The organism is Shinella sumterensis (genome assembly GCF_004514425.2).
In the GTDB taxonomy this organism is placed as follows: domain Bacteria; phylum Pseudomonadota; class Alphaproteobacteria; order Rhizobiales; family Rhizobiaceae; genus Shinella; species Shinella sumterensis.
Genome location: NZ_MYFN02000002.1, coordinates 193,291 through 215,747 on the forward strand (window position 1 = coordinate 193,291; position 22,457 = coordinate 215,747).

Consider the following 22,457-nt stretch of genomic DNA (forward strand, 5'->3'; position numbering starts at 1 on the left):
TGCAGCCATATTCAAGTGCGAGTCCTCAAAGTAAGCTTCTCTCACGCCTCATGCGCAAGGAAACCGCTACGGCTTTGTCAGCAATTCCGGCGGGTGATTGTAGCGGGTGCGCCCGAAATTGCACGGAACGTCTTTCATAAGGGTGAAAAAACATCCGTTCACGTCAAAAAAGGCGGCGGCGATATGTTCGCCCCCGCCCGGTCTTGCATCCGAAAACGTCTAAAAGACGGCCGATTAACGGGCGCCCGGACGTGCGCTGACGAGGCCTTCGCGCTGTGCACGCTTGCGAGCGAGCTTGCGAACGCGACGGACGGCTTCAGCCTTCTCGCGTGCACGCTTCTCAGACGGCTTTTCGTAATAGTCGCGCATCTTCATTTCACGGAAAATGCCTTCGCGCTGCATCTTCTTCTTGAGAGCGCGGAGAGCCTGATCAACGTTGTTGTCGCGGACAAGTACCTGCACGAGAATCCCGTTCCTTTGGTTGTTGTAAGCCAGGCGAGGACTGGTCGCGAGGCAAATGGATGACGTTCGCTCAGCCCAACGGGCCGGCAATTGGCGGGTCGGATATCAGATCGCTGCGGGAAAGTCCAGCCTGTCGGCGCGCGTGTTAAGGATATTTGCATGGGCCCGGCATAAATCCCCAGCAAAGCGCGGATGCCGGTCATGTCGCATGTGGTACAAGGTGCGCCTGAATGCGTCGCAAAGGATACGGCGCGAAACGCCAGGATTTGCTTTTTATCGGGGCAGGAAACAGCCGGCGCGACCGGCGAGATATTGAGGATACGGGATGCGCAAATATTCGGTTTTCGCCGTCGCCCGGGAGGCGATGCGCGGCCACAAGGGGTGGGAGGCGCAGTGGACCTCCCCCGAGCCGCGCAAGGAATACGACGTGATCATCGTCGGCGGCGGCGGCCATGGCCTGGGCGCAGCCTATTATCTCGCCAAGGAGCACGGCATCACCAATGTCGCCGTCATCGAAAAGGGTTGGCTCGGCGGCGGCAATACCGGCCGCAACACGACCATCATCCGCTCGAACTATCTCTATGACGAGAGCATGGACATCTACGAGCACTCGCTCAAGCTCTGGGAAGGGCTGAGCCAGGACCTCAACTACAACGTCATGTACTCGCCGCGTGGCGTGATGATGCTGTCGCACAACGTGCACGACAAGCAGTCCTTCAGCCGCCATATCCACGCCAATCGCCTTTATGGCATCGACAACGAATGGCTGACCCCCCAGCAGGCGAAGGACTTCGTTCCGGTTCTCGATATCTCGGCATCCGCCCGGTATCCGATCAACGGTGCTGCCCTCCAGCGCCGCGGCGGCACGGCCCGCCACGACGCGGTCGCCTGGGGTTATGCCCGTGCGGCATCGGATCGCGGCGTGCATGTCATCCAGAACTGCGAAGTGAAGGGCATCCGCCGCGGGCCTGACGGCGCCGTGACGGGCGTGGAGACCTCGAAGGGCTTCATCGGCGCCAAGAAGATCGCGGTTTCGGCGTCCGGCCACAACTCGGTCATCCTGTCGATGGCCGACGTCAAGCTGCCGCTGCACTCCGTGCCGCTGCAGGCGCTCGTTTCCGAGCCGATGAAGCCGATCTTCCCCTGCGTGGTCATGTCCAACTCAGTGCATGCCTATATCTCGCAGTCGGACAAAGGCGAGCTCGTCATCGGCGCCGGTACGGACCAGTACAATTCGTACTCCCAGACGGGCGGCCTGCAGATCATCACGCATACGCTGGACGCCATCTGCGAACTCTTCCCGATGTTCCGCCGCGTGAAGATGATGCGCCAGTGGGGCGGCATCACCGACAACACGCCTGATCGTTCCGCGATTCAGGGCGTGACACCGGTGAAGAACCTCTTCGTCAACTGCGGCTGGGGCACCGGCGGCTTCAAGGCCACGCCCGGTTCCGCTCACCTCTTCGCGCATCTCATCGCGAAGGGCGAGCCGCACAAGCTGGCCGCCGGCCTGACGCTCGACCGCTTCCGCACCGGCCGCCTCATCGACGAGGCAGCGGCCGCGGCCGTCGCGCACTGATACCCCGTTATTCACCCGCGCGTCCGGCGGCTTGAGGCCTGCCGGCGCGGGACAGGAGAAACCCGATGCTTCTCATCTACTGCCCCTATTGCGAGGAAGAGCGCTCCGAGCTCGAATTCCGCCACGGTGGCGATGCGCATATCGCGCGCCCGACCAATATCGCCGACGTCACGGACGAGGCGTTCGAGGAATATTTTTTCCTGCGCGACAATCCGAAGGGCCTGATCTTCGAGCGCTGGCGCCACATCCATGGCTGCGGCCGCTTCTTCAACGCGGCGCGCGATACCGTCAGCGACAAGTTCTACCTGACCTACAAGGCCGGTGAGCCGAAGCCCGTCATTCCCGGTGTTTCTCCCGCCACCGAGAAAACCGTCGAAACCTATGAAGCCACGGAAGGAACCGCGAAATGAGCGGCGCCAATCGCATTGCCGGTCAGGGCCGCCTGACGCCCGCCAAGACAGCGCGTTTCACCTTCGACGGAAAGACCTATCACGCGCTTGAGGGCGATACCGTTGCCTCCGCGCTGCTCGCCAACGGCGTGCATCTGGTTGGCCGTTCGTTCAAGTACCATCGTCCGCGCGGCATTCTTTCGGCCGGTCCGGAAGAACCCAATGCCCTGATCGACGTTTCCCGCGATGCCGCGCGCCGCCAGCCGAATGTCCGCGCGCCGGTGCAGGAAGTCTTCGACGGCATGAAGGTGGAATCGCAGAACCGCTGGCCTTCGCTCGCCTTCGATATCGGCGGCGTGAACAACCTGCTGTCGCCGTTCTTCGCTGCCGGCTTCTACTACAAGACCTTCATGTGGCCGAAGGCCGCCTGGGAGAAGGTCTACGAGCCTTTCATCCGCAAGGCCGCCGGCCTCGGCGTGTCGCCGACGGAAGACGATCCGGACCATTATGCCAACCGCTACGCGCATTGCGACGTGCTGGTTGCCGGTGCCGGCGTCGCGGGCCTTTCCGCCGCGCTTGCCGCCGCTGAAGCGGGCGCCCGCGTGATCCTCGTCGACGAGCAGCCGGAAGTCGGCGGTGCGCTGCACTTCGACACCTCCGTCAAGATCGACGGCCAGAACGGTTACGACTGGGCGCAGGCGACGGCTGCCAAGCTGAAGGCGATGGAGAACGTCACCGTTCTCACCCGCACGACGGCCTTCGGCTACTACAACCACAATTTCGTCGGCCTCGTCGAACGCGTCACCGATCATCTCCCCAAGCCGGACAAGAAGCTGCCGCGCGAGCGTCTTTGGCAGGTCCGCGCCAAGCGCGTCATTCTCGCGACCGGTTCGATCGAGCGCCACATGGTGTTCGCCAACAACGACCGTCCGGGCATCATGCTCGCCTCGGCCGCGCGCACCTATCTCAACCATTTCGGCGTCGCCGTCGGCCGCAAGGTCGGCGTCTATACGGCAAGCGATTCTGCCTATGAGGCCGCCTTCGACCTGAAGCGGGCGGGCGTCACCATCGCCGCCATCGTTGATAACCGCGAGAAGCCCGGCGAGGCCGTCCTGGCTGAAGCCCGAAAGCTCGGCATCGAGGTTCTGACCGGTCATTCCGTCGTCGACACCAAGGGCAAGCTGCGTGTCTCCGCCATGTCGGTCGCCCGCAACGGCGGCGGCTCGGCGCGCTGGATCCCCATCGACGCGCTTTTGATGTCGGCCGGCTGGACGCCCTCCGTGCATCTCTTCTCGCAGTCGCGCGGCAAGGTGGCCTATGACGCCGCTTCGGGCCGCTTCCTGCCGGGTACCTATGCGCAGGATTGCCTGTCGGTCGGTTCGTGCAACGGCACGGACGGGCTTCAGGCGACCATCGAGGAATCGCTGGCTGCCGGCGAGCTGATGGCACGTGCCACCGGCAACGAAAATGGCGTCAAGGTCGAGCTTCGTGGCGAAAGCGCCTTCGAATGGACCGGCGGCATGGCAGGTGCTGGCGAAGGCGCAGGTGCCGACACCACGGTCAAGGCCTTCGTCGACTTCCAGAACGACGTTTGTGCCAAGGATATCCGCCTTGCCGTGCGCGAAGGCATGCACTCGATCGAGCACATCAAGCGCTTCACCACCAACGGCATGGCGACGGACCAGGGCAAGCTGTCCAATATCCATGGCCTCGCCATCGCTTCTGAAGTGCTGAACCGCGAGATTCCGAAGATTGGCCTCACGACCTTCCGCGCGCCCTACACGCCCGTCACCTTCGGTGCGCTGATCAGCCATTCGCGTGGCGCGCTTTTCGACCCGGCCCGCAAGACGCCCATGCATGCCTGGGAAGAAGCGCATGGCGCCGTCTTTGAGGACGTCGGCAACTGGAAGCGCGCCTGGTACTATCCGCGTTCGGGCGAGACGATGCACGATGCGGTCAACCGCGAGTGCCGCACGGTGCGTAATGTCGCCGGTCTCTTCGACGCCTCCACGCTCGGCAAGATCGAGGTCGTCGGTCCGGATGCCGAAGTGTTCATGAACCTCATGTACACCAATGCCTGGGACACGCTGAAGCCCGGTCGTTGCCGCTATGGCATCATGCTGCGCGAAGACGGCTTCGTCTATGACGACGGTGTCGTCGGCCGCCTGTCGCAGGATCGCTTCCACGTCACCACCACGACGGGCGGCGCGCCGCGCGTCATGCACCACATGGAAGACTATCTCCAGACGGAATTCCCGCATCTCAAGGTGTGGCTGACGTCGACCACCGAACAGTGGGCGGTCATCGCCGTGCAGGGCCCGAAGGCGCGCGAAATCCTGGAGCCGCTGGTCGAAGGCATCGACATCTCGAACGAGGCCTTCCCGCATATGAGCGTGCGCGAAGGTCAGATCTGCGGCGTGCCGACCCGGCTCTTCCGCATGTCGTTCACCGGTGAAGCGGGCTATGAAGTCAACGTTCCCGCGGATTACGGCCAGGCCGTCTGGGAGGCCATCTGGGCACGGGCGGAGCCGCTCGGCGCCTGCGCCTACGGCACCGAGACCATGCACGTGCTGCGCGCCGAGAAGGGTTACATCATCGTCGGCCAGGATACGGACGGCACGGTCACGCCGCACGACGCCAGCCTCAGCTGGGCCGTCTCCAAGAAGAAGACGGACTTCGTCGGCATCCGCGGCCTCAAGCGGCCGGATCTCGTCAAGGAAGGCCGCAAGCAGCTGGTCGGCCTCCTGACGAAGGACCCGAACGTGGTGCTGGAGGAGGGGGCGCAGATCGTCGCCGATCCGAACCAGCCCAAGCCCATGACCATGCTTGGCCATGTCACGTCGTCCTACTGGTCGGAGAATTGCGGCCGGTCGATCGCCTTGGCGCTGGTAGCCGGCGGTCAGGCCCGTCTGGGCCAGACGCTCTACGTGCCGATGCCGGACCGTACCATCGCGGTCGAGGTCAGCGACATGGTCTTTGTCGACAAGGAAGGAGGACGCCTCAATGGCTGATCAAGCTCTTCGCAAGCCGCCGCTTGGCCGCAGCCATGGCGGTTCCGCCGGTGCACGCGTCACGCCTGCCGCACCCGCAACCCGTCTTTCGCTGCGCGCCGGCGCGGATGCCATCGGTACGCTCTCCCTGGCCTTCGGCCTCGAACTGCCGCAGCGTCCAAAGACTTCCGCCTCGGTCGGTGGTCGCCACGCGCTCTGGCTCGGCCCGGACGAATGGCTGCTGATCGACGAGACCGGCGCGGACCTGATGGGCATTGCTGCTGGCGTTTCGGCGCTGCATTCGGCGACGGATGTCTCTCACCGCAATGTGGGCATCACCGTTTCCGGCCCGGATGCGGGCGCGGCGATTGCCAGCGCCTGCCCGCTCGATCTGAATAACGGGGCCTTCCCGGTCGGCGCTGCGGCACGCACCGTTCTCGGCAAGATCGAGATCGTCCTGCTGCGCACCGGAGAGGAAGACTATCGCGTCGAATGCTGGCGCTCGTTTTCGCCCTATGCCTTCGGCCTTCTCTCGGAAGGCGCTGAAGACGCCGGTCTCTGATGAAAAATCCCGCTTTCGAGGCGGGATTTTTTAGACGTTCTCCGGCCGATCCTTCGGATCGAACTGAATGATGGTGATCCAGTCGGCGGTGAGCGCCGGCTTGCGCTCGTCCTCGATCTCGACGGAAACATCATAACGGATCGTCACCATGCCCGCGCCGCGGAAGCGCGCTTCGTCGAGCACGAACCGGCCGCGCACCCGCACACCGCTTTTCACCGGCGTGATGAAGCGGACCTTGTCGAACCCGTAATTGATGCCCATCGTCTGCTCGAGGATGCGCGGCACGCAATCGAAGTTCATGGCCGAGAGCAGCGACAGGGTGAGAAAACCGTGCGCGATGGTTCCGCCGAACGGCGTCTCGGCCGCCGCGCGCACGGGATCCGTGTGAATGAACTGGTGATCCTCGGTGGCGTCGGCGAAACGGTCGATCATCGTCTGGTCGACGACGAACCAGCGGGAAACGCCGAGTTCGCTTCCGACGAGCGCGGGCACATCTTTCAAATGAATATCTGCGGGCATAGGGCCTTCCATTGATCGATCGGGATTCGTTCTAGAGACGCGCTTTGGCCGGGCAATGAATTTCAGTAGTTTTCGACAAGAATTTCGACTGTGCGCGCGCCCACCATCACGTTGGGCGCATGGCCGACGGTAAGCAGGCTGACCCATTCGCGGCCGTCCGGCAAGGGGAAGGCGAGCGGTTGTTCGCCATGGCTGCGATTGACGATAACCGCGAGGCGGACGGTGCGCCGTTGCTGCACATCCGGCGTCTTGAAAAGGGCCATGAAGGTTGCCGCCCCGGGCTGCTCCCAGTCCTCGACTGTCATCGGTGTGCCGGCAGCGGTCAGCCACTCAACATCGCCGTCTCCGTTCAGAAACGTCGTCTCCGTGAGGGCCGGAAAGCGCTTGCGGATCGCCGATAGCATGGCGGTATGCTCGATCAGGCCTTCGTCCAGACCCTTCCAGTCGAGCCAGGTCATTGCATTGTCCTGGCAGTAGGCGTTGTTATTGCCCTGCTGCGACCGGCCGCCCTCGTCGCCCGCCGTCAGCATCACCGTGCCGCGCGAAAGGAACAGGCTGGAGAGCAGGGCCTTTACATCGGCGCGCCGGGCGGAAAGCACCACGCCGTCCGTCGACGCGCCCTCGGCCCCGTTGTTCCAGGAATGGTTTTCGCTGTGACCATCCCGATTGTCCTCGCCGTTCGCCTCGTTGTGCTTGTGCGTATAGGAAACCAGGTCCATGAGCGTGAAACCGTCATGGGCGGCGAGGAAGTTGACGCTGCGTGTGCGATGCCCGCCATGGCGGGAGAAGATGTCGGAGGAGCCCGCGAGCGCCGTGACGAAAGCGCCGAGCTTGTAGCTGTCACCGCGCCAGAACATCCGCGTGTCGTCGCGATAGCGGTCGTTCCATTCGAGAAAGGGAGCGGGAAAGTTGCCGAGCTGGTAGCCGCCGGGTCCGATATCCCAGGGTTCGGCAATCAGCACGCGGTCTTTCAGCAGTGGATCGGCGCAGATATCGGCCAAGAGGGCGGCATTGGTGGAAAAGCCGTCGGCCTCGCGGCCGAGAATGGTTGCGAGATCGAAGCGGAAACCGTCGACCCCGGCCTGACGCACGAAATGGCGCAGGCTGTCGAGCACCAGCTGGCGCACCACGGGATGTTCGCCTGCAATGGTATTGCCGCAGCCGGTATCGTTGATCAGCTCGCCCGGCCGATCCGGCACGTGGCGATAGTAGGTGAGATTGTCGAGGCCGCGCATGGAGAGCGTCGTGCCGTGGCGGTCGCTTTCGCCGGAATGGTTGAAGACGAGGTCGAGGATCACGCCGATATTCTCGGCCCTGAGGGCGGCGACCGTATCGGCAAGCTCCTGCATTCCGCCGGGCACCAGGCGCGGATCGAGTGCCATCAGCGCGATCGGATTGTAGCCCCAGCTGTTCGAAAGGCCGAGCGGCGGCAGATGCCGCTCATCGATCCAGGCGGTGATCGGCATGAGCTCGACGGCATCGACACCGAGGCGCTTCAGGTGTGCGAGCACCGAGGGATGAGCCAGCGCGCCGACCGTTCCGCGCATGGCCTCCGGCACGTCGGGATTGAGCATGGTGAAGCCACGCACCGCGGTCTCGTAGATGAACCCGCCGGGGCGGAAAAGCGGTGGCTTCACCTCGACGGGTCGGTCGCACGTGACGATGGCCTTCGGCACGATATCGGCCGTTTCGGTGCCGAACTGTGTCAGGCGAACGTCATGCACAAAGCGGCGGTCTAGCTCCTTTGCATAGGGATCGACGAGCAGCTTGGCAGGATCGAACCACAGGCCATGGTCGGGCGAGTAGATGCCATCGGCGCGAAAGCCGTAACGTGTTCCTTCCTGCGCGCCCTCGACGAAGACGCGGTGAAAGCCGTTCTCGTCCCGACCCATGGCGAGGCGGGCGAGTTCCTTGTCGTCGCTGCCGTCGAACAGGCAGAGATCGATGCGGGCGGCATCGCGGGAATAGACCGAAAACTCCACTCCGTCCCCGGAGAGCGTGGCGCCCGGCGCGAAGGAAGGAGGGGTGAGGGCCATCTTACGTGATCACGCTGGGTTCTTGGCGGCCGGTGCGTGCCTTGATGGAGGCAATCTCGTCGGCGACGGCGATAAGGTCCGCCAGTGCTTCCTGCGTGTCGATGTCGTGGCGGGCCGCATCCGGCTCGTAGCGCTCGATGTAGACCCGCAGCGTCGCGCCGGATGTGCCTGTGCCGGAGAGGCGGAAGACGACGCGCGAGCCGCCTTCGAACAGGATGCGGATGCCCTGGTTCCGGCTGACGGACTGATCGACCGGGTCGTTATAGGCGAAGTCGTCGGCGGTCTCGACCGTCAGCGCGCCGAAGCGTTTGCCGGGCAGGGTCGCGAGCTGGTCGCGCAGGTTGGCCATCAGGCCGTTCGCAGCCTCGCTGTCAACCTCCTCATAGTCATGGCGTGAATAGTAGTTGCGGCCAAAGCTCGCCCAGTGCTGCTTGACGATGTCGAGCACGCTTTCCTTGCGAACCGCCAGGATGTTGAGCCACAGCAGCACGGCCCAGAGGCCATCCTTCTCGCGCACATGGTTGGAGCCGGTGCCCGCGCTTTCCTCGCCGCAGATCGTGGCAAGGCCGGCATCGAGCAGGTTGCCGAAGAATTTCCACCCGGTCGGGGTCTCGTAGAGACCGATGCCGAGCTTTTCGGCAACGCGGTCGGCCGCACCCGAAGTGGGCATCGAACGGGCGATGCCGGCAAGGCCCTGCGCATAGCCGGGCGCCAGATGCGCGTTGGCGGCCAGGAGGGCGAGGCTGTCGGAGGGGGTGACGAAGATGCCCCGGCCAATGATGAGGTTGCGGTCGCCGTCGCCGTCGGAGGCGGCGCCGAAATCCGGCGCGTCATCGGCCATCATCGTTTCATAGAGCGCACGCGCGTGGACGAGATTTGGATCGGGGTGATGGCCACCGAAATCCGGCAGCGGCATGAAGTTCAGCACCGAGCCCTTGGCGGCGCCAAGACGGTTTTCGAGGATTTCCTTGGCATAGGGGCCGGTCACGGCGCTCATGGCATCGAAGACGATGCGGAAGCCGCCGGCGAGCAGGTCGCTGATGGCCTCGAAGTCGAAAAGCTGCTCCATCAGCTCGGCATAATCGGCGACGGGATCAATGACGTTGACGGTCATCCCGGCGATTTCGTGCGTGCCTTCCAGGTCGAGATTGACGTCCTCGACATCGGCGATCTTGTAGCTGTCGATGGTCTTGGTGCGGGCGAAGATGGCGTCGGTGATCTTTTCCGGCGCAGGGCCGCCATTGCCGATATTGTACTTGATGCCGAAGTCTTCGGTCGGCCCGCCCGGATTGTGGCTGGCGGAAAGCACGATACCGCCGAACGCCCTGTTCTTGCGGATGACATTGGAGGCGGCCGGCGTGGACAAGATGCCGCCGCGCCCGACGAGAACGCGGCCGAAGCCGTTGGCGGCCGCCATCTTGATGGCGAGCTGGATGACCTCGCGGTTGTAGTAGCGGCCATCGCCGCCGATCACCAGCGTCTCGCCTTCAAAGCCTTCCAGCGAATCGAAAATCGCCTGGATGAAGTTCTCCGCGTAGTTCTGCTGCTGGAAGACCGGCACTTTCTTGCGCAGGCCGGACGTGCCGGGCTTCTGGTCGGTATAGGGCGCGGTCGTTACGGTCTTGATGGTCATAAGCTGATACTCTTCAGGAAAGGTTGGCTCGCGTCAGGAGACTGGAAAAGAGGTCGGCATAGCGGGCGGCGCTGCTTTCCCAGGAAACCTCGGATTTCATGCCCTGGTTCTGGATGCGGCCCCAGACCTTCGGCTCGCGCCAGGCCTTGAAGACGCGGCGCAGTGCCTGGCGCAGACCATCCGCATTGATGGGCGTGAACTGGAAACCGGTGGCGACGCGGGCGGACAGGGCGGCCTCATTCGCGTCGATGACCGTGTCGGCAAGGCCGCCTGTGCGGGCCACGACGGGGATGCAGCCGTAACGTAGACCGTAGAGCTGGGTGAGGCCACACGGTTCGAAGCGCGACGGGATGAGAATGGCATCCGCGCCGGCCTGCATGAGATGCGACAGCGGCTCGTTGTAACCGATGACGATGCCAATACGGCCGCGATGCCGCGAGGCGGCGGCGAGAAGCGCGCCCTCCAGCCCCTGGTCGCCGGAACCGAGAACCACCAGCTTGCCGCCCTGCTCGACGATCCAGTCGGCGACATCGGCGATGATATCGATGCCCTTCTGCCAGGTCAGGCGGCTGATGACGCAGAAGATCGGACCGCCATCCTGCTCGATGTTGAAACGCTCGGCGACCGCCTGCCGGTTGACCGCACGCTGCTTCAGCGAGCCCGCCGTATAGGGCCTGGCGATATGCGCATCGCTTTCCGGGTTCCAGACGCTGGTGTCGATGCCGTTGACGATGCCTTCAAGGTCTGCCGAACGGGCATTGAGCAGCCCTTCGAGGCCCATGCCGTATTCCGGCGTCATGATCTCCTGTGCGTAGTTTGGGCTGACTGTGGTGATCGACCACGCCGTACGCAGACCGCCTTTGAGGAAACCGACGTCGCCGTAATATTCCAGGCCGTCGACGGTAAAGGCTTCCGGCGGGAGGCGCAGCTGCCCGAAAATATCGGCTCCGAACTGGCCCTGGAAAGCCAGGTTGTGCACGGTGAGGATGGTCGGGATGTGCTGCAGGCCGGTGTAGCGCATGTAGACCGTGGTCATCGCCGCCTGCCAGTCATGCGCCTGAACGATGTCCGGCCGCCAGTCCGGCAACAGGCCCCGGGCGATTTCGGCGCCGGCGAAGGAGAGCGCTGCGAAGCGGTGCCAATTGTCGATGAAGTCGTTTCCGTTGCCGTCTGTATAGGGACCGCCCGCGCGGTCGAAGAAGGCAGGTGCGTCGAGCACGAGGAGATCGAGCCCCTCGTGGGTCGCTGCGAGAACGCGGGCAGGCTCACCGAGCAGATCGTCGAAGGTGGCGACGACCCTTGTATCGGCGAGGCGCTGCAAGACGATCGGATAACCGGGCATCAGCGTACGTACGCGTATTCCATGTCCCGCCAATGCGAGCGGCAGCGCGCCGGCAACGTCGGCAAGGCCTCCCGTCTTGATGAGCGGGAACACTTCGGATGCCACCGAAAGGATATTCATGTCCGGGTTAGAGCTCCAGCTTGTCGATCATGTTCTGGGTGATGAGGCATATGCCGTTCTCGGAACGGCGGAAACGCTTGGCGTCGAAGTCCGGATCCTCGCCGACGACAAGGCCCTCGGGTATGACGACGCCGCGATCGATGACAACATTCCTGAGTTGCGCGTGGCGCCCGATCATGACATTGGGCAGGACCACCGCACCATCGAGCCGCGAGTAGGAGTTCGCCCGCACGCCGGTGAACAGAAGACTGCGGTGCAGCGTCGAGCCGGAAATGATGCAGTCGCCCGAGACGAGCGAGGAGATGGCCGAGCCGCGGCGGTTCTCGTCGTCATGCACGAATTTGGCCGGCGGCTTGATCTCGGCGAAGGTCCAGATCGGCCAGGAGCTGTCGTAGATGTCGAGTTCCGGCGTGATGTGTGTGAGGTCGATATTCGCCTGCCAGTAGGCATCGACCGTACCGACGTCGCGCCAGTAGGCCTCGCGCTCGAAATCGGAACGCACGCAGGAAGCGGTGAAGCGGTGGGCCACGGCCTTACCGTGCTGCACGATGTAGGGAATGATGTCCTTGCCGAAATCGCGACTGGATGTCGGGTCGGCGGCGTCGCGGCGCAGCAGGTCCATCAGGAACTTCGTGTGGAACACGTAGATGCCCATGGAGGCAAGCGCCATCTCGGGATTGCCGGGAATGCCGGGCGGGTCCGCCGGCTTTTCCACGAAGGCGATGATCTCGTCCTTCTCGTCGACATGCATGACGCCGAAGCCGGTCGCCTCCATGCGAGGCACTTCCAGGCAGCCGATGGTGACCTGAGCGCCGGAATCCACGTGCTGCTGAAGCATCAGCTCGTAGTCCATCTTGTAGATATGGTCGCCGGCAAGGATGACCATGTATTCGACGCCGTAATCCTCGATGATGTCGATGTTCTGGTAGACGGCGTCGGCGGTGCCTTCATACCACTGCGTCTCGGAGACGCGCTGGGAGGCGGGAAGGATGTCGAAGCTTTCGTTGCGTTCGGGACGGAAAAAGTTCCAGCCGCGCTGCAGGTGGCGGATCAGCGAATGCGCCTTGTACTGGGTGGCCACGCCGATGCGGCGGATACCGGAATTCAGCGCATTGGACAGTGCGAAATCGATGATGCGCGCCTTGCCGCCGAAATAGACGGCGGGTTTCGCCCGCCGGTCGGTCAGTTCCTTGAGGCGGCTGCCGCGTCCGCCGGCCAGGACATACGCCATGGCGTCACGGGCAAGGGGTTGAATGCGCTTCTGCTCCATAGGTTTCCTCCCGATTCTTGTTTTATGCATCCAGCTCGAGCATCAGCGTCGCCAGCGGCGGCAGCGTGATATTGGCTGTTATCGTTCCATCGCCGTGTCTTTTTGCCTGGACGGCGCCGCCATTGCCCTTGCCGCTGCCGCCGTAGATTTCGGCATCGGTGTTCAGTATCTCCCGCCACCGTCCCTCTGCCGGAAGCGGCACGCCGTAGTTCTCGCGGTAAACGGGCGTGAAATTCGTGACGATGGCGATCGGCTTTTCGCCCGGCGCCTTGCGCAACCATGCGAAGACGGAGTTCTCGCGGTCGTCGGCGATCAGCCATTCGAAGCCGTCGCCCTCGCAATCGCGCGCGTGTAGCGCCGCCTTGCGCCGATAGGTGCCGTTCAGGTCGCGCACGAGCCGGCGCATGCCTTCATGCAGCGGGTATTCGAGCAGGTTCCAATCGAGCGCGCGTTCCTCGCTCCATTCCTGCCACTGGGCGAATTCCTGCCCCATGAACAGCAGCTTCTTGCCGGGATAGCCCCACATGAAGCCGTAATAGGCTCTGAGATTGGCGAACTTCTGCCAGTCGTCGCCCTGCATCTTGGCGATCAGCGAGCCCTTGCCGTGCACAACCTCGTCATGGCTGAGCGGCAGCACGAAGTTCTCCGTGAAGGCGTAGAGCAGGCCGAAGGTCATGTCGTTGTGGTGGAACTTGCGGTGAACCGGCTCGCGCGACAGATATTGCAGCGTGTCGTGCATGAAGCCCATGTTCCACTTGAAGCCGAAGCCGAGGCCGCCGTCATGCACCGGCGCCGAGACCTTCGGCCAGGAGGTGGATTCCTCGGCGATGGTCAGCACGCCGGGATGAGCGGCATAGACGCGGGCGTTCATCGTTTGCAGGAAGCGCACGGCCTCGAGGTTCTCGTTGCCGCCATACTCGTTCGGCACCCATTCCCCATGCTTGCGGGAATAGTCGAGATAGAGCATCGAGGCGACGGCATCGACGCGCAGGCCGTCCAGGTGGAACTTCTCGGTCCAGTAGAGCGCGTTGTTGACGAGATAGGAGAGAACCTCGGCGCGGCCGAAATTGTAGATTGCGGTGTTCCAGTCGGGATGAAAACCCTGTCGCGGATCTTCATGCTCATAGAGGGCGGTGCCGTCGAAACGGCCAAGGCCATGCGCGTCCGTCGGGAAATGCGCCGGCACCCAGTCGAGAATGACGCCGATGCCCACCTTGTGGCAGCCGTTGACGAAGCGCGCGAACCCGTCCGGCTCGCCAAAGCGCGCGGTCGGCGAATAGAGGCCGGTGGTCTGGTAGCCCCACGACGGATCGAAGGGAAATTCGGAGATCGGCAGGAACTCGATATGGGTGAAGCCCATGTCGACGCAGTAGGATATGAGACGTTCGGCCAGTTCGTCCCAGGTGAGGAAGCCGCCGCCGTGCTGGCGCTGCCACGAACCGGCATGGACCTCGTAGATCGAGATCGGCTGACGACGGGCGTCGGCCTCGGCCCAATGTTTGAGATGCGCCTCGTCTTCCCATTTCTGGTCGATCTGGCCGGTGGTGACCGAGGCGTTGGCCGGGCGCAGTTCCGAGCGGCGCGCGAAAGGATCGGCCTTGAGCGGCACAAGCGCACCGTCCGGCCCGACGATCTCGTATTTGTAGGCATGGCCGGGCCCGATTTCGGGAAGGAAGATTTCCCAGATGCCGGTGTCGCGGCGCAGGCGCATCATGTGCCGGCGACCGTCCCAGGCATTGAAGTCCCCGACGACGGAAACGCGCTTGGCATTGGGGGCCCAGACGGCAAAGTGGAAGCCGTCGATGCCTTCCAGCGTCATGGGATGGGCGCCCATCTTGTCGAAGAGACGAAGGTGCGAGCCCTGACGGATGTAATAATCGTCCATCGGGCCGAGAACCGGCCCGAAGCTGTAGGGGTCGATCACCACCCATTCCCCGCCCTCATTGCGGGCGTGGTAGCGGATGGGCTGCAACTTCCTGATCGACACCTCGCCGGCGAAGATGCCGGCCGGGTCGAGCTGTTGCAGCGTGCCGATCTCCTTGCCGGCCAGCGTCTGGGCGGTCACTTCCGTCGCACCGGGCAGGAAGCAGCGGGCGATGTAACGATCGCCGGAAGCATGAAGGCCGAGCACGGCGAACGGGTCCCAGTGCCGGCTTTCGAGGATTGCATCGATGTCCGCCTTCGCCAGAAGCTCTAACGGTTGGTCCGTCGTGCCTTTGTTCGGCGGTGTGGTCATCAAGCTCTCCAGATTTCCTTGGCGTATTGACGTATGGTGCGGTCGGAGGAAAACCAGCCCATACGCGCTGTGTTCCGGATTGTTTTTGAATACCACGACGTTTTGTCGTTCCAGATGCCGTCGACCTCGCGCTGGGCCTTGGCATAGGCATCGAAGTCGGCAGCCACCATGAACCAGTCGTGGTTGTAGATGCCATCCACGAGGCCGGTGAAACGAGTGCGGTCATCAGGGGAGAAGACGCCGGAGGAGATGGCGGCGAGCGCCTGCGAAAGCTCCTTCGACTGCTCGATGATGGCGCGCGGATTGTGCCCTTCGGCCCGCATCGTTGCGACCTCTTCCGCCGTCATGCCGAAGATGACGATGTTTTCCTCGCCGACATGGTCGCGCATCTCGACATTGGCACCGTCGAGGGTGCCGATGGTGAGGGCGCCGTTCAGCGCGAACTTCATGTTGCCGGTGCCCGAGGCTTCCATGCCGGCGGTGGAGATCTGCTCGGACAGGTCGGCGGCGGGAACCATGATCTCTGCAAGCGAGACGTTGTAGTTCGGCACGAAGACGACCTTGAGCAGGCCACGCACGGCCGGGTCATTGTTGATCACCCGGGCGACGTCGTTCGCGAGCTTTATGATGAGCTTTGCATTGTGATAGCTCGGCGCCGCCTTGCCGGCGAAAAGCTTGACGCGGGGCGTCCAGTCGAGTTCGGGATGCGAGCGGATCTGATCGTAGAGCGCGACCGCCTCGATGATGTTGAGAAGCTGCCGCTTGTATTCGTGAATGCGCTTGATCTGGATGTCGAACATCGCGGTCGGGTCGATGCGCACGCCCATGCGGCTGCCGACGAGATTGGCGAGGCGGTTCTTGTTCTCGCGCTTGATCGCCGCGAAACGCTCCTGGAAGTCCCTGTCGTCGGCGAAGGCGTCGAGCGCCGTCAGGGCCTCGGCGTCGTCCATGAACGCATCGCCGATCGCTTCGCGGATCAGGTTGAACAGGCCCGGATTGCACTGCATCAGCCAGCGGCGCGGCGTGATCCCGTTCGTCTTGTTGTTGATGCGGTCGGGATAGAGCTTGTGAAGGTCCGCAAAGACGGTCTCCTTCATCAGCTCGGTGTGGAGTGCGGAAACGCCGTTGATCGAGTGGGAGCCGACGAAGGCGAGGTTGCCCATGCGCACGCGCCGTTCGCCCGATTCCTCGATCAGCGAGATGCTGCGGATCCGCTGGTCCTCGAAGTCCTTTTCCTTGCGGGCCTGCAGGAGGATCTTCGCATTGATCGCGTAGACGATCTGCATGTGGCGCGGCAGCAGGCGCTCGAACAGCGGCACCGGCCAGCTTTCCAGCGCTTCGGGAAGCAGGGTGTGGTTCGTGTAGGAGAAGGTGCGGCGCGAGATGTCCCACGCCGTATCGAAGTCGAGGCCATGCACATCGCTCAAAAGGCGGACGAGCTCGGCGACGGAGACGGCGGGATGCGTGTCGTTGAGTTGGATCGCGACCGCATCCGGCAGCGACGTGAAATCCGGGTATTGCTGGAGATGGCGGCGCAGGATGTCCTGCAAGGAGGCCGAACAGAAGAAGAATTCCTGTCGCAGGCGCAGTTCCTGGCCGGCCGGGGTGGCATCGGCGGGGTAGAGAACACGCGTGAGGCTCTCGGCCTTGTTGCTTTCCTTAAGCGCGCCGATGTGGTCGCCGGCGTTGAAGGCCTCGAGCAGGATCGGATCGATCGGATTGGCGGCCCAAAGGCGCAACGTGTTGACACGCTTCGCCCGCCAGCCGACGGCCGGCGTATCGTAGGCGGTCGCGATGACGCGCTCTGCCGGCTTCCAGACGAAGCGCTGCTTATCCTCGCCGATATTGATCGTTTCGACGACACCGCCGTAACCGATCTCGTAGGAGCTCTCGCGCCGCTCGAATTCCCAGGGGTTGCCATGGGCAAGCCAGGTCTCGGGCAGTTCCACCTGCCAGCCATCGGCCATCTGCTGGCGGAAAAGGCCGTGCACGTAGCGGATGCCGTAGCCATAGGCTGGTACGTCCACCGTCGCCATGCTTTCCATGAAACAGGCGGCCAGACGCCCGAGGCCGCCGTTGCCGAGGGCGGCATCCGGCTCCAGTTCGGCGATGACATCGATATCGACGCCGAGCGAGGCGAGTGCCTGGCGCATTTCTTCCATGATGCCGATATTGGTCATGGCATCGCGCATCAAGCGGCCGATGAGGAACTCCAGCGACAGGTAGTAGACGCGCTTGGCGCCCGTCGCATAGGTGCGGCGGGTCGAGTCCATCCAGGCGTCGGTGATACGGTCGCGGGCGACGAGAATGGCAGCCGTCAGCCAGTCATGCGGCTTGGCGACTTTCGGGTCCTTGCCGATACGGTACTTCAGCCGTTCGAGAAGTTCGACCGCCAGCTGTTCGACATCTGAGGTGCGGGGCGCCGGAGTGAGGTCGTTGCTGTTAACCCGGTTCATCATCGGCGAACTATGCCCCTCGCGTCAGTCGGTTTTCGGTGCTTCGAAAAGCGCGTTTAAATCAATTTATGCATCTATCCGAAGCGCTTGCAATATGCGTTTTCAAGAAAGGACGCATGCATTTTCGAAGTGTCTTACATGCCATGAAAATACGGAAAACCCGCCTTGCAGGAGCAAGACGGGCCCGATCCGAAGCAAAATTCGGGCTTATTTCGTAAGACGCGACATGATGGCGGCGGCACGCTCACCGATCGCCTTGAATGCGGCGACGAGCTGATCCATTTTTTCTGCCGCGAAATAGTTTCCGGGCTCGCTCACGCAGGCTTTCAAAAGCTGCTGGCCGCGCGTCGGCGCCATGAAAGCCACGCCGTAGACCACCATCCCGTCAGCCTTCGCCTTCGCGCAGATGTCCTTGGTTTTTGTGTCGTCGGACGTGTTGTTGTTGTTACCGTCGGTCATCAGGATGATGTATTTGGTCGGGACCTGGCCGTTCTTTTTCTTGTGCTCATCGTTTTCGGTCGATGCCTTCAGTTTGTTATAGGCTGCCTCCATTGCAGCACCTGAGGCCGTGCCGCCACCTGCAGACAGCGCATTCACTTGGGTGAGGGATGCGCCCGTGCCCCAAACCAAGTTTGATGCCGTGGACATGGAGCTGTTATAGGAGACGGTGCCTGTTCGCACGTACATCGTCTTTGGGTCCGCGGCGTTGAGCTGCGTGAACAAGCTTGCCGCAGCCAATTTCAGGGCCTCGATTTTCTTGATGTAGCAAGGGCTGAAAGTGCCGATGGAAGAACCGCTGTCATTGTATTGTGTACAGCTTTTCTCGGGTATGATCTTCTCGTTGGTATTCGCGAGCATCGAGCCCGATTTGTCGAGCACGAGATACATCGAGAGTGCGTTCTTGGATTCGGTCGCGCTTTCCGTGAAACTCTTTGCGGTAAGCTTGATCCCGTCGTGACCGAGCATCCTCGTAAAGGCGCTGAACTTCACGGAATAGGTTGCTGTGATGTCGATGTTGTAGATCTTGCCATTATTCTCGGTCGTCTTTTGCGAGATGTTGATGATAGGGGCAGCGTCCACGATCGTGGTGTCCCCTTCCTTGACGACGCCGGATGTGCCGCTGATTTGCATGGCAAAGAGCTCTTCGGCGATCTGCTTTGCCTGCGTCGCGGTCTTTTTTTCGTTGGCCAGAGCGGAGGCCGCCGCAAGTGCTGCGGCATCGGTCGCATCCTGAAGCTCGGCTTTCGCCAACACCATCTTGGTCATGTCGATGGCGACGCCGCCGGCGGCGAGGATGACGGGGATCGTGACGGCCGTCACCATGGCGAAATTGCCAAAGCGATCCTTCAGCAGCCGCGATAGAATCGTCCGTCCTTGCGTCTTCTTCGTCATGAGAGTCCACCCGCCATTGCCCTGATATGCGGTGAACCTATCAGCGAAGTCTTATTCAACGGTTGGAAGGCGTGGTATAGTTTTCGTAAAATTGCGCCGATGCCGCAATTCCGCGCGCGGTTCTGTTTCCAAACGGGAATTCAGGCCGATTGGCGCACCGGAACCACATCGACCGCCTGGCTGGTCTGGTGTTCGCCGTAGCCCTTGAGAACACCGATGACGGGGGCCACATCGGCGTAATCGCGGCCATAGGCGACGACGATGTGATCGTTTCCGGCGGGGATATTATTGGTCGGGTCGAGTTCCATCCAGCCATTGACCCGGCCGCACCAGTAGCGCACCCAGGCATGCATGGCATCCGCGCCCTCCAGGCGCTCCTTGCCCGGCGGCGGAATGGTGCGCAGGAAGCCGCTGACATAGCCTGCGGGTATGCCGAGGCTGCGCAACGCGACGATCATCACATGCGTAAAGTCCTGGCACACGCCGCGTTTCAGCTTGAAGGCTTCGCGTGGCGTCGTGCCCACGCTCGTCGCCTTGGCATCGTAGGTGAAGTCCTTGTGGATGCGTGCGCAGATCGCCGTCGCGATCTCGCGAACGGTCATATCCGGGTTGACGGTGCTGCGGGCGTAGTCGGCGATTTCAGGGCAGTCCTTCAGGCGCGGGCTGGGGCCGGTGTAATGATGCGGCGAATTGGCATCGAGCGACCAATGGCCGGCGATCTCCGACGGCAGCGCCTCCAGGCGCGGCGAGAAGTCCGCGGCGGTTTGCGGCACGTCGACATGAACGCGGGCCTGCATGCGGATGTCCAGCCGCTCGTGGTTGCTGCGAAACAGGATCGCGCTCATCGGATTTTCGAAGAAGTCGCTGTGATCGACACGCTCGCCGGGCACCGGCGCAACGCCGATCGTGCCGGCGACCAGCCGCTGGCGCCGGCCGAGCGAAAGCGGCAGCACACGCACGATATGCCGGCCGCCGGAAACGGGTGTGTCATAGAGGTAGCCGATGTGAAGGTTGACGTCGTAGAGCATGGTCACAGCGTCTTCCTCCCGCTCAGCTCAGATAGGTTTGCGCAAGGATATCGGAAAGCTTTTCGAGCTCCGCCTCGAAGCGCTTGTAGACAGCGTCGGTCATCGTCTCCGGCGTCATCACGGCAAGGCCGGCATGCAGGCGCATCGCCTCGCGGTAGAACGGCGACATCTGGCCGTTGGCATAGGCGTTCGGCAGCTGCTCGACCTCGTTCTTGATCTCGTTGAGCTGATAGAGGATCGAGCGCGGATTGAGCGGGTCGAGCGCGAGCAGGTCGGTCACGGTGAGGCGCGCCGTGGCGACGTTGTAGCGACGTCTGTGGGTCATCACGCTGTCGCCGATTTCCAAGAGCATGTCGAGCGCGCCGTCAGGCGCATCCTCACCCGACATGTGCCCGAGAAGGCGCGTCATGTGCAGGCCGCGCTCGAGATAGCGGCCGATCGACAGGAAGCGCCAGCCGGTGAAGCGGTACATATTTTCATGCACGAGGCCCGCGAAGCCCGCGAGCTTGCGCAGAAGGACGGTCATGGCCCGCGTCGCGTCATCGCCCGGCTCGACGCTGACGTGGAAGCGCCGGGCGGTCTTTGACAGGTCGTTCAGCGCCAGCCAGCCGTCAGGCGAGAAGCGATCGCGGATGTTGCTGGCGGAGAAGACGGCGCTGTCGATGTTGCGGATGAGGCTTGTCGGCACGGCTTCCGACGTGTCGATATCCAGCGCGTCGAGATAATCGGTGACATCCTTCAGCAGCGGCTGGGACGGATCGGCATATTCGGCATAGCGGCCATGCCAGGCCCGCAGGATGCGCAACGCGCCCTCGGCGCGTTCGATATAACGGCCGAGCCAGAAGAGGTTGTCGGCCGCGCGGCTCGGCAGGCTGCCGGGCATGTTGCGGATGAACACCTCTTCCGCGGGCAGCAGGCTGGTGCGCTCCACCGGTTTTTGGCTGACGATCCAGACATCCGCCGCCGAACCGCCCTCCTGCATGGCGATCGCCGACACGTTGTCGCCAGCGCCGATGCGGGCGAAGCCGCCGGGCATGATCTGCCAGCCGTCGCGGGTGCGGGCGGCGAAGACCCGAAGCGACATCGGCCGCGGCACGAGCTTGCCATCGACGAAGGCGGGTGTGGTGGAAAGCGTGACGGCTTCCTGCCCGACGAGGCTCGGGCCATCCGTCTCAAGCCATTCCGTAATCGACTGTTTTGCCGTTTCGCGCAGCGAGGAACCCAGGACGGACTGCTCGTTGTCGTCGAAGAACGGCCGGGTCGAATAGGCAGGGCCGACGATCATGCGTTCGATATGGGCTGCGACATGGGCGCGCTCGTCTTCCTGGCCGCACCACCAGGTGGCGATGGAGGGAAGGCGCTGATCCTCGCCGAGCAGATGGCGACAGATATTGGGCAGGAAAGAAAGGAAAGCACGCGTTTCCACGATACCGGCGCCAAGCGCATTGACGAAGGTGACGGAACCGGCGCGCAACGCCTCCACCATGCCGGGCGTGCCGATATGGGAGTTCTGGTTCAGTTCGAGCGGATCGGCGAAGGCGGCATCGAGGCGTCGCCAAAGCACGCCGACGGGTTTCAGGCCCGCGACGGTGCGCACCATGACCTTGCCGCCGACGACGGTGAGATCCTCCCCCTCCAGCAGCATGAAGCCGAGATAGCGGGCGATATAGGCGTGCTCGAAATAGGTCTCGTTGGCAAGCCCGGGTGTCAGGACGGCGATACGGTCTTCGGCCGGCTTGCCCGCTTGCAAGGCGTTGCGGAAGGCGCCGAAGAAACCGGCGAGACGGTGCGCATGGGTTTCGGCATAGACGTCGGAGAAGGCGCGTGTCGTCGCCACGCGGTTTTCCAGCGCGAAGCCCGCGCCGGAAGGGGCCTGTGTTCGATCCGAAAGCACCCACCAGTTGCCGTCAGGCCCGCGGCCGATCTCGAAGGACACGAAATGCAGGAAATGCTGGCCGGCCGGCTGTACGCCCACGAGCGGCCGAAGGAATTCGTTGTTGGATGCGACGAGGGCCGGCGGCAGGAGACCGTTCGCGACAAGGTCGTTCTTGCCGTAGATATCGGCCACCACGGCTTCGAGCAGTTCGGCGCGCTGGATCAGACCGCGCGAGAGTTGTTCCCATTCGGCCTCGTCGATGAGGACCGGAATATGGGAGAGCGGCCAGGCGCGGTCGGTGATCGTCTCCTTGCCATAGGCACGGTAGAACACGCCGGCATCGCGAAGGTAGCGGTCGGCGCGGGCGAAGCGGCCGGAAAGCTCCGTCTCGTCCATCCGCTCCAGCGCCGAGAGGAAATGGCGCCAGACCGGGCGGACATGGCCGTCCGTGTCGACCATCTCATCGGCGACGCCGGGGAGTGGCGCATAGCCGCGGGCCGGCTTTTCGGCCGGTCCGGTTTCGGGCTGTGCCTGCGCACTCGTGGTCTTCACTCACATTCTCCTACA

General features: G+C 63.1%; 15 protein-coding genes. 4 read left to right on the plus strand and 11 right to left on the minus strand.

What is annotated here, in order from left to right; translation table 11 throughout:
- Positions 1-234: 234 nt before the first annotated feature.
- A complete protein-coding gene (rpsU, locus tag B5M41_RS04745; protein WP_134645949.1) occupies positions 235-462 on the minus strand; it encodes a 30S ribosomal protein S21 in 228 nt (75 codons plus the stop codon).
- Positions 463-787: 325 nt separating this feature from the next.
- Between rpsU and B5M41_RS04750 the strand changes: the two genes are divergently transcribed.
- From B5M41_RS04750 to B5M41_RS04765, 4 genes are all read left to right on the plus strand, one after another.
- Positions 788-2,041: a sarcosine oxidase subunit beta family protein gene (locus tag B5M41_RS04750; RefSeq protein WP_134645947.1), complete on the plus strand. Its 1,254-nt coding sequence runs from the start codon at positions 788-790 to the stop codon at positions 2,039-2,041.
- A gap of 65 nt (positions 2,042-2,106) precedes the next feature.
- The gene (locus tag B5M41_RS04755; protein WP_134645945.1) at positions 2,107-2,451 is read left to right on the plus strand and encodes a sarcosine oxidase subunit delta; all 345 of its coding nucleotides are present in this window, start codon (positions 2,107-2,109) and stop codon (positions 2,449-2,451) included.
- Complete coding sequence (locus B5M41_RS04760) at positions 2,448-5,441, plus strand: sarcosine oxidase subunit alpha (protein ID WP_134645943.1); 2,994 nt, start codon at positions 2,448-2,450, stop codon at positions 5,439-5,441. The genes B5M41_RS04755 and B5M41_RS04760 overlap by 4 nt, the downstream gene beginning before the upstream one ends.
- Positions 5,434-5,982, plus strand: coding sequence for a sarcosine oxidase subunit gamma (locus tag B5M41_RS04765; RefSeq protein ID WP_134645941.1), 549 nt, complete (start codon positions 5,434-5,436; stop codon positions 5,980-5,982). Before B5M41_RS04760 ends, B5M41_RS04765 begins: the two co-directional genes overlap by 8 nt.
- 30 nt (positions 5,983-6,012) lie before the next feature.
- Here B5M41_RS04765 and B5M41_RS04770 read toward each other — a convergent pair whose 3' ends face one another.
- The 10 genes from B5M41_RS04770 to B5M41_RS04815 form a co-directional block, all read right to left on the minus strand.
- A complete protein-coding gene (locus B5M41_RS04770) occupies positions 6,013-6,501 on the minus strand; it encodes a MaoC family dehydratase (RefSeq protein ID WP_134645939.1) in 489 nt (162 codons plus the stop codon).
- A 62-nt stretch (positions 6,502-6,563) separates the two neighbouring features.
- Complete coding sequence (gene glgX / locus B5M41_RS04775) at positions 6,564-8,537, minus strand: glycogen debranching protein GlgX (protein ID WP_134645937.1); 1,974 nt, start codon at positions 8,535-8,537, stop codon at positions 6,564-6,566.
- A gap of 1 nt (position 8,538) precedes the next feature.
- Complete coding sequence (locus B5M41_RS04780) at positions 8,539-10,170, minus strand: alpha-D-glucose phosphate-specific phosphoglucomutase (protein WP_134645935.1); 1,632 nt, start codon at positions 10,168-10,170, stop codon at positions 8,539-8,541.
- A gap of 13 nt (positions 10,171-10,183) precedes the next feature.
- Complete coding sequence (gene glgA / locus B5M41_RS04785) at positions 10,184-11,632, minus strand: glycogen synthase GlgA (RefSeq protein WP_134645933.1); 1,449 nt, start codon at positions 11,630-11,632, stop codon at positions 10,184-10,186.
- Positions 11,633-11,639: 7 nt separating this feature from the next.
- Complete coding sequence (glgC, locus tag B5M41_RS04790) at positions 11,640-12,902, minus strand: glucose-1-phosphate adenylyltransferase (protein ID WP_134645931.1); 1,263 nt, start codon at positions 12,900-12,902, stop codon at positions 11,640-11,642.
- A 22-nt stretch (positions 12,903-12,924) separates the two neighbouring features.
- Entirely contained in the window at positions 12,925-15,138 is a 2,214-nt protein-coding gene (gene glgB / locus B5M41_RS04795; RefSeq protein WP_134645929.1) for a 1,4-alpha-glucan branching protein GlgB, read from the minus strand.
- Positions 15,138-17,597, minus strand: coding sequence for a glycogen/starch/alpha-glucan phosphorylase (locus B5M41_RS04800; protein ID WP_134645927.1), 2,460 nt, complete (start codon positions 17,595-17,597; stop codon positions 15,138-15,140). The genes glgB and B5M41_RS04800 overlap by 1 nt, the downstream gene beginning before the upstream one ends.
- Positions 17,598-17,801: 204 nt before the next feature.
- Entirely contained in the window at positions 17,802-18,986 is a 1,185-nt protein-coding gene (locus B5M41_RS04805) for a vWA domain-containing protein (protein ID WP_134645925.1), read from the minus strand.
- A 140-nt stretch (positions 18,987-19,126) separates the two neighbouring features.
- On the minus strand, positions 19,127-20,014 hold the full coding sequence (locus tag B5M41_RS04810; RefSeq protein ID WP_134646235.1) for a transglutaminase family protein: 888 nt from the start codon (positions 20,012-20,014) through the stop codon (positions 19,127-19,129).
- A 22-nt stretch (positions 20,015-20,036) separates the two neighbouring features.
- Positions 20,037-22,442, minus strand: a complete 2,406-nt coding sequence (locus tag B5M41_RS04815; protein ID WP_230639994.1) for a circularly permuted type 2 ATP-grasp protein — start codon at positions 22,440-22,442, stop codon at positions 20,037-20,039.
- Positions 22,443-22,457 lie beyond the last annotated feature (15 nt).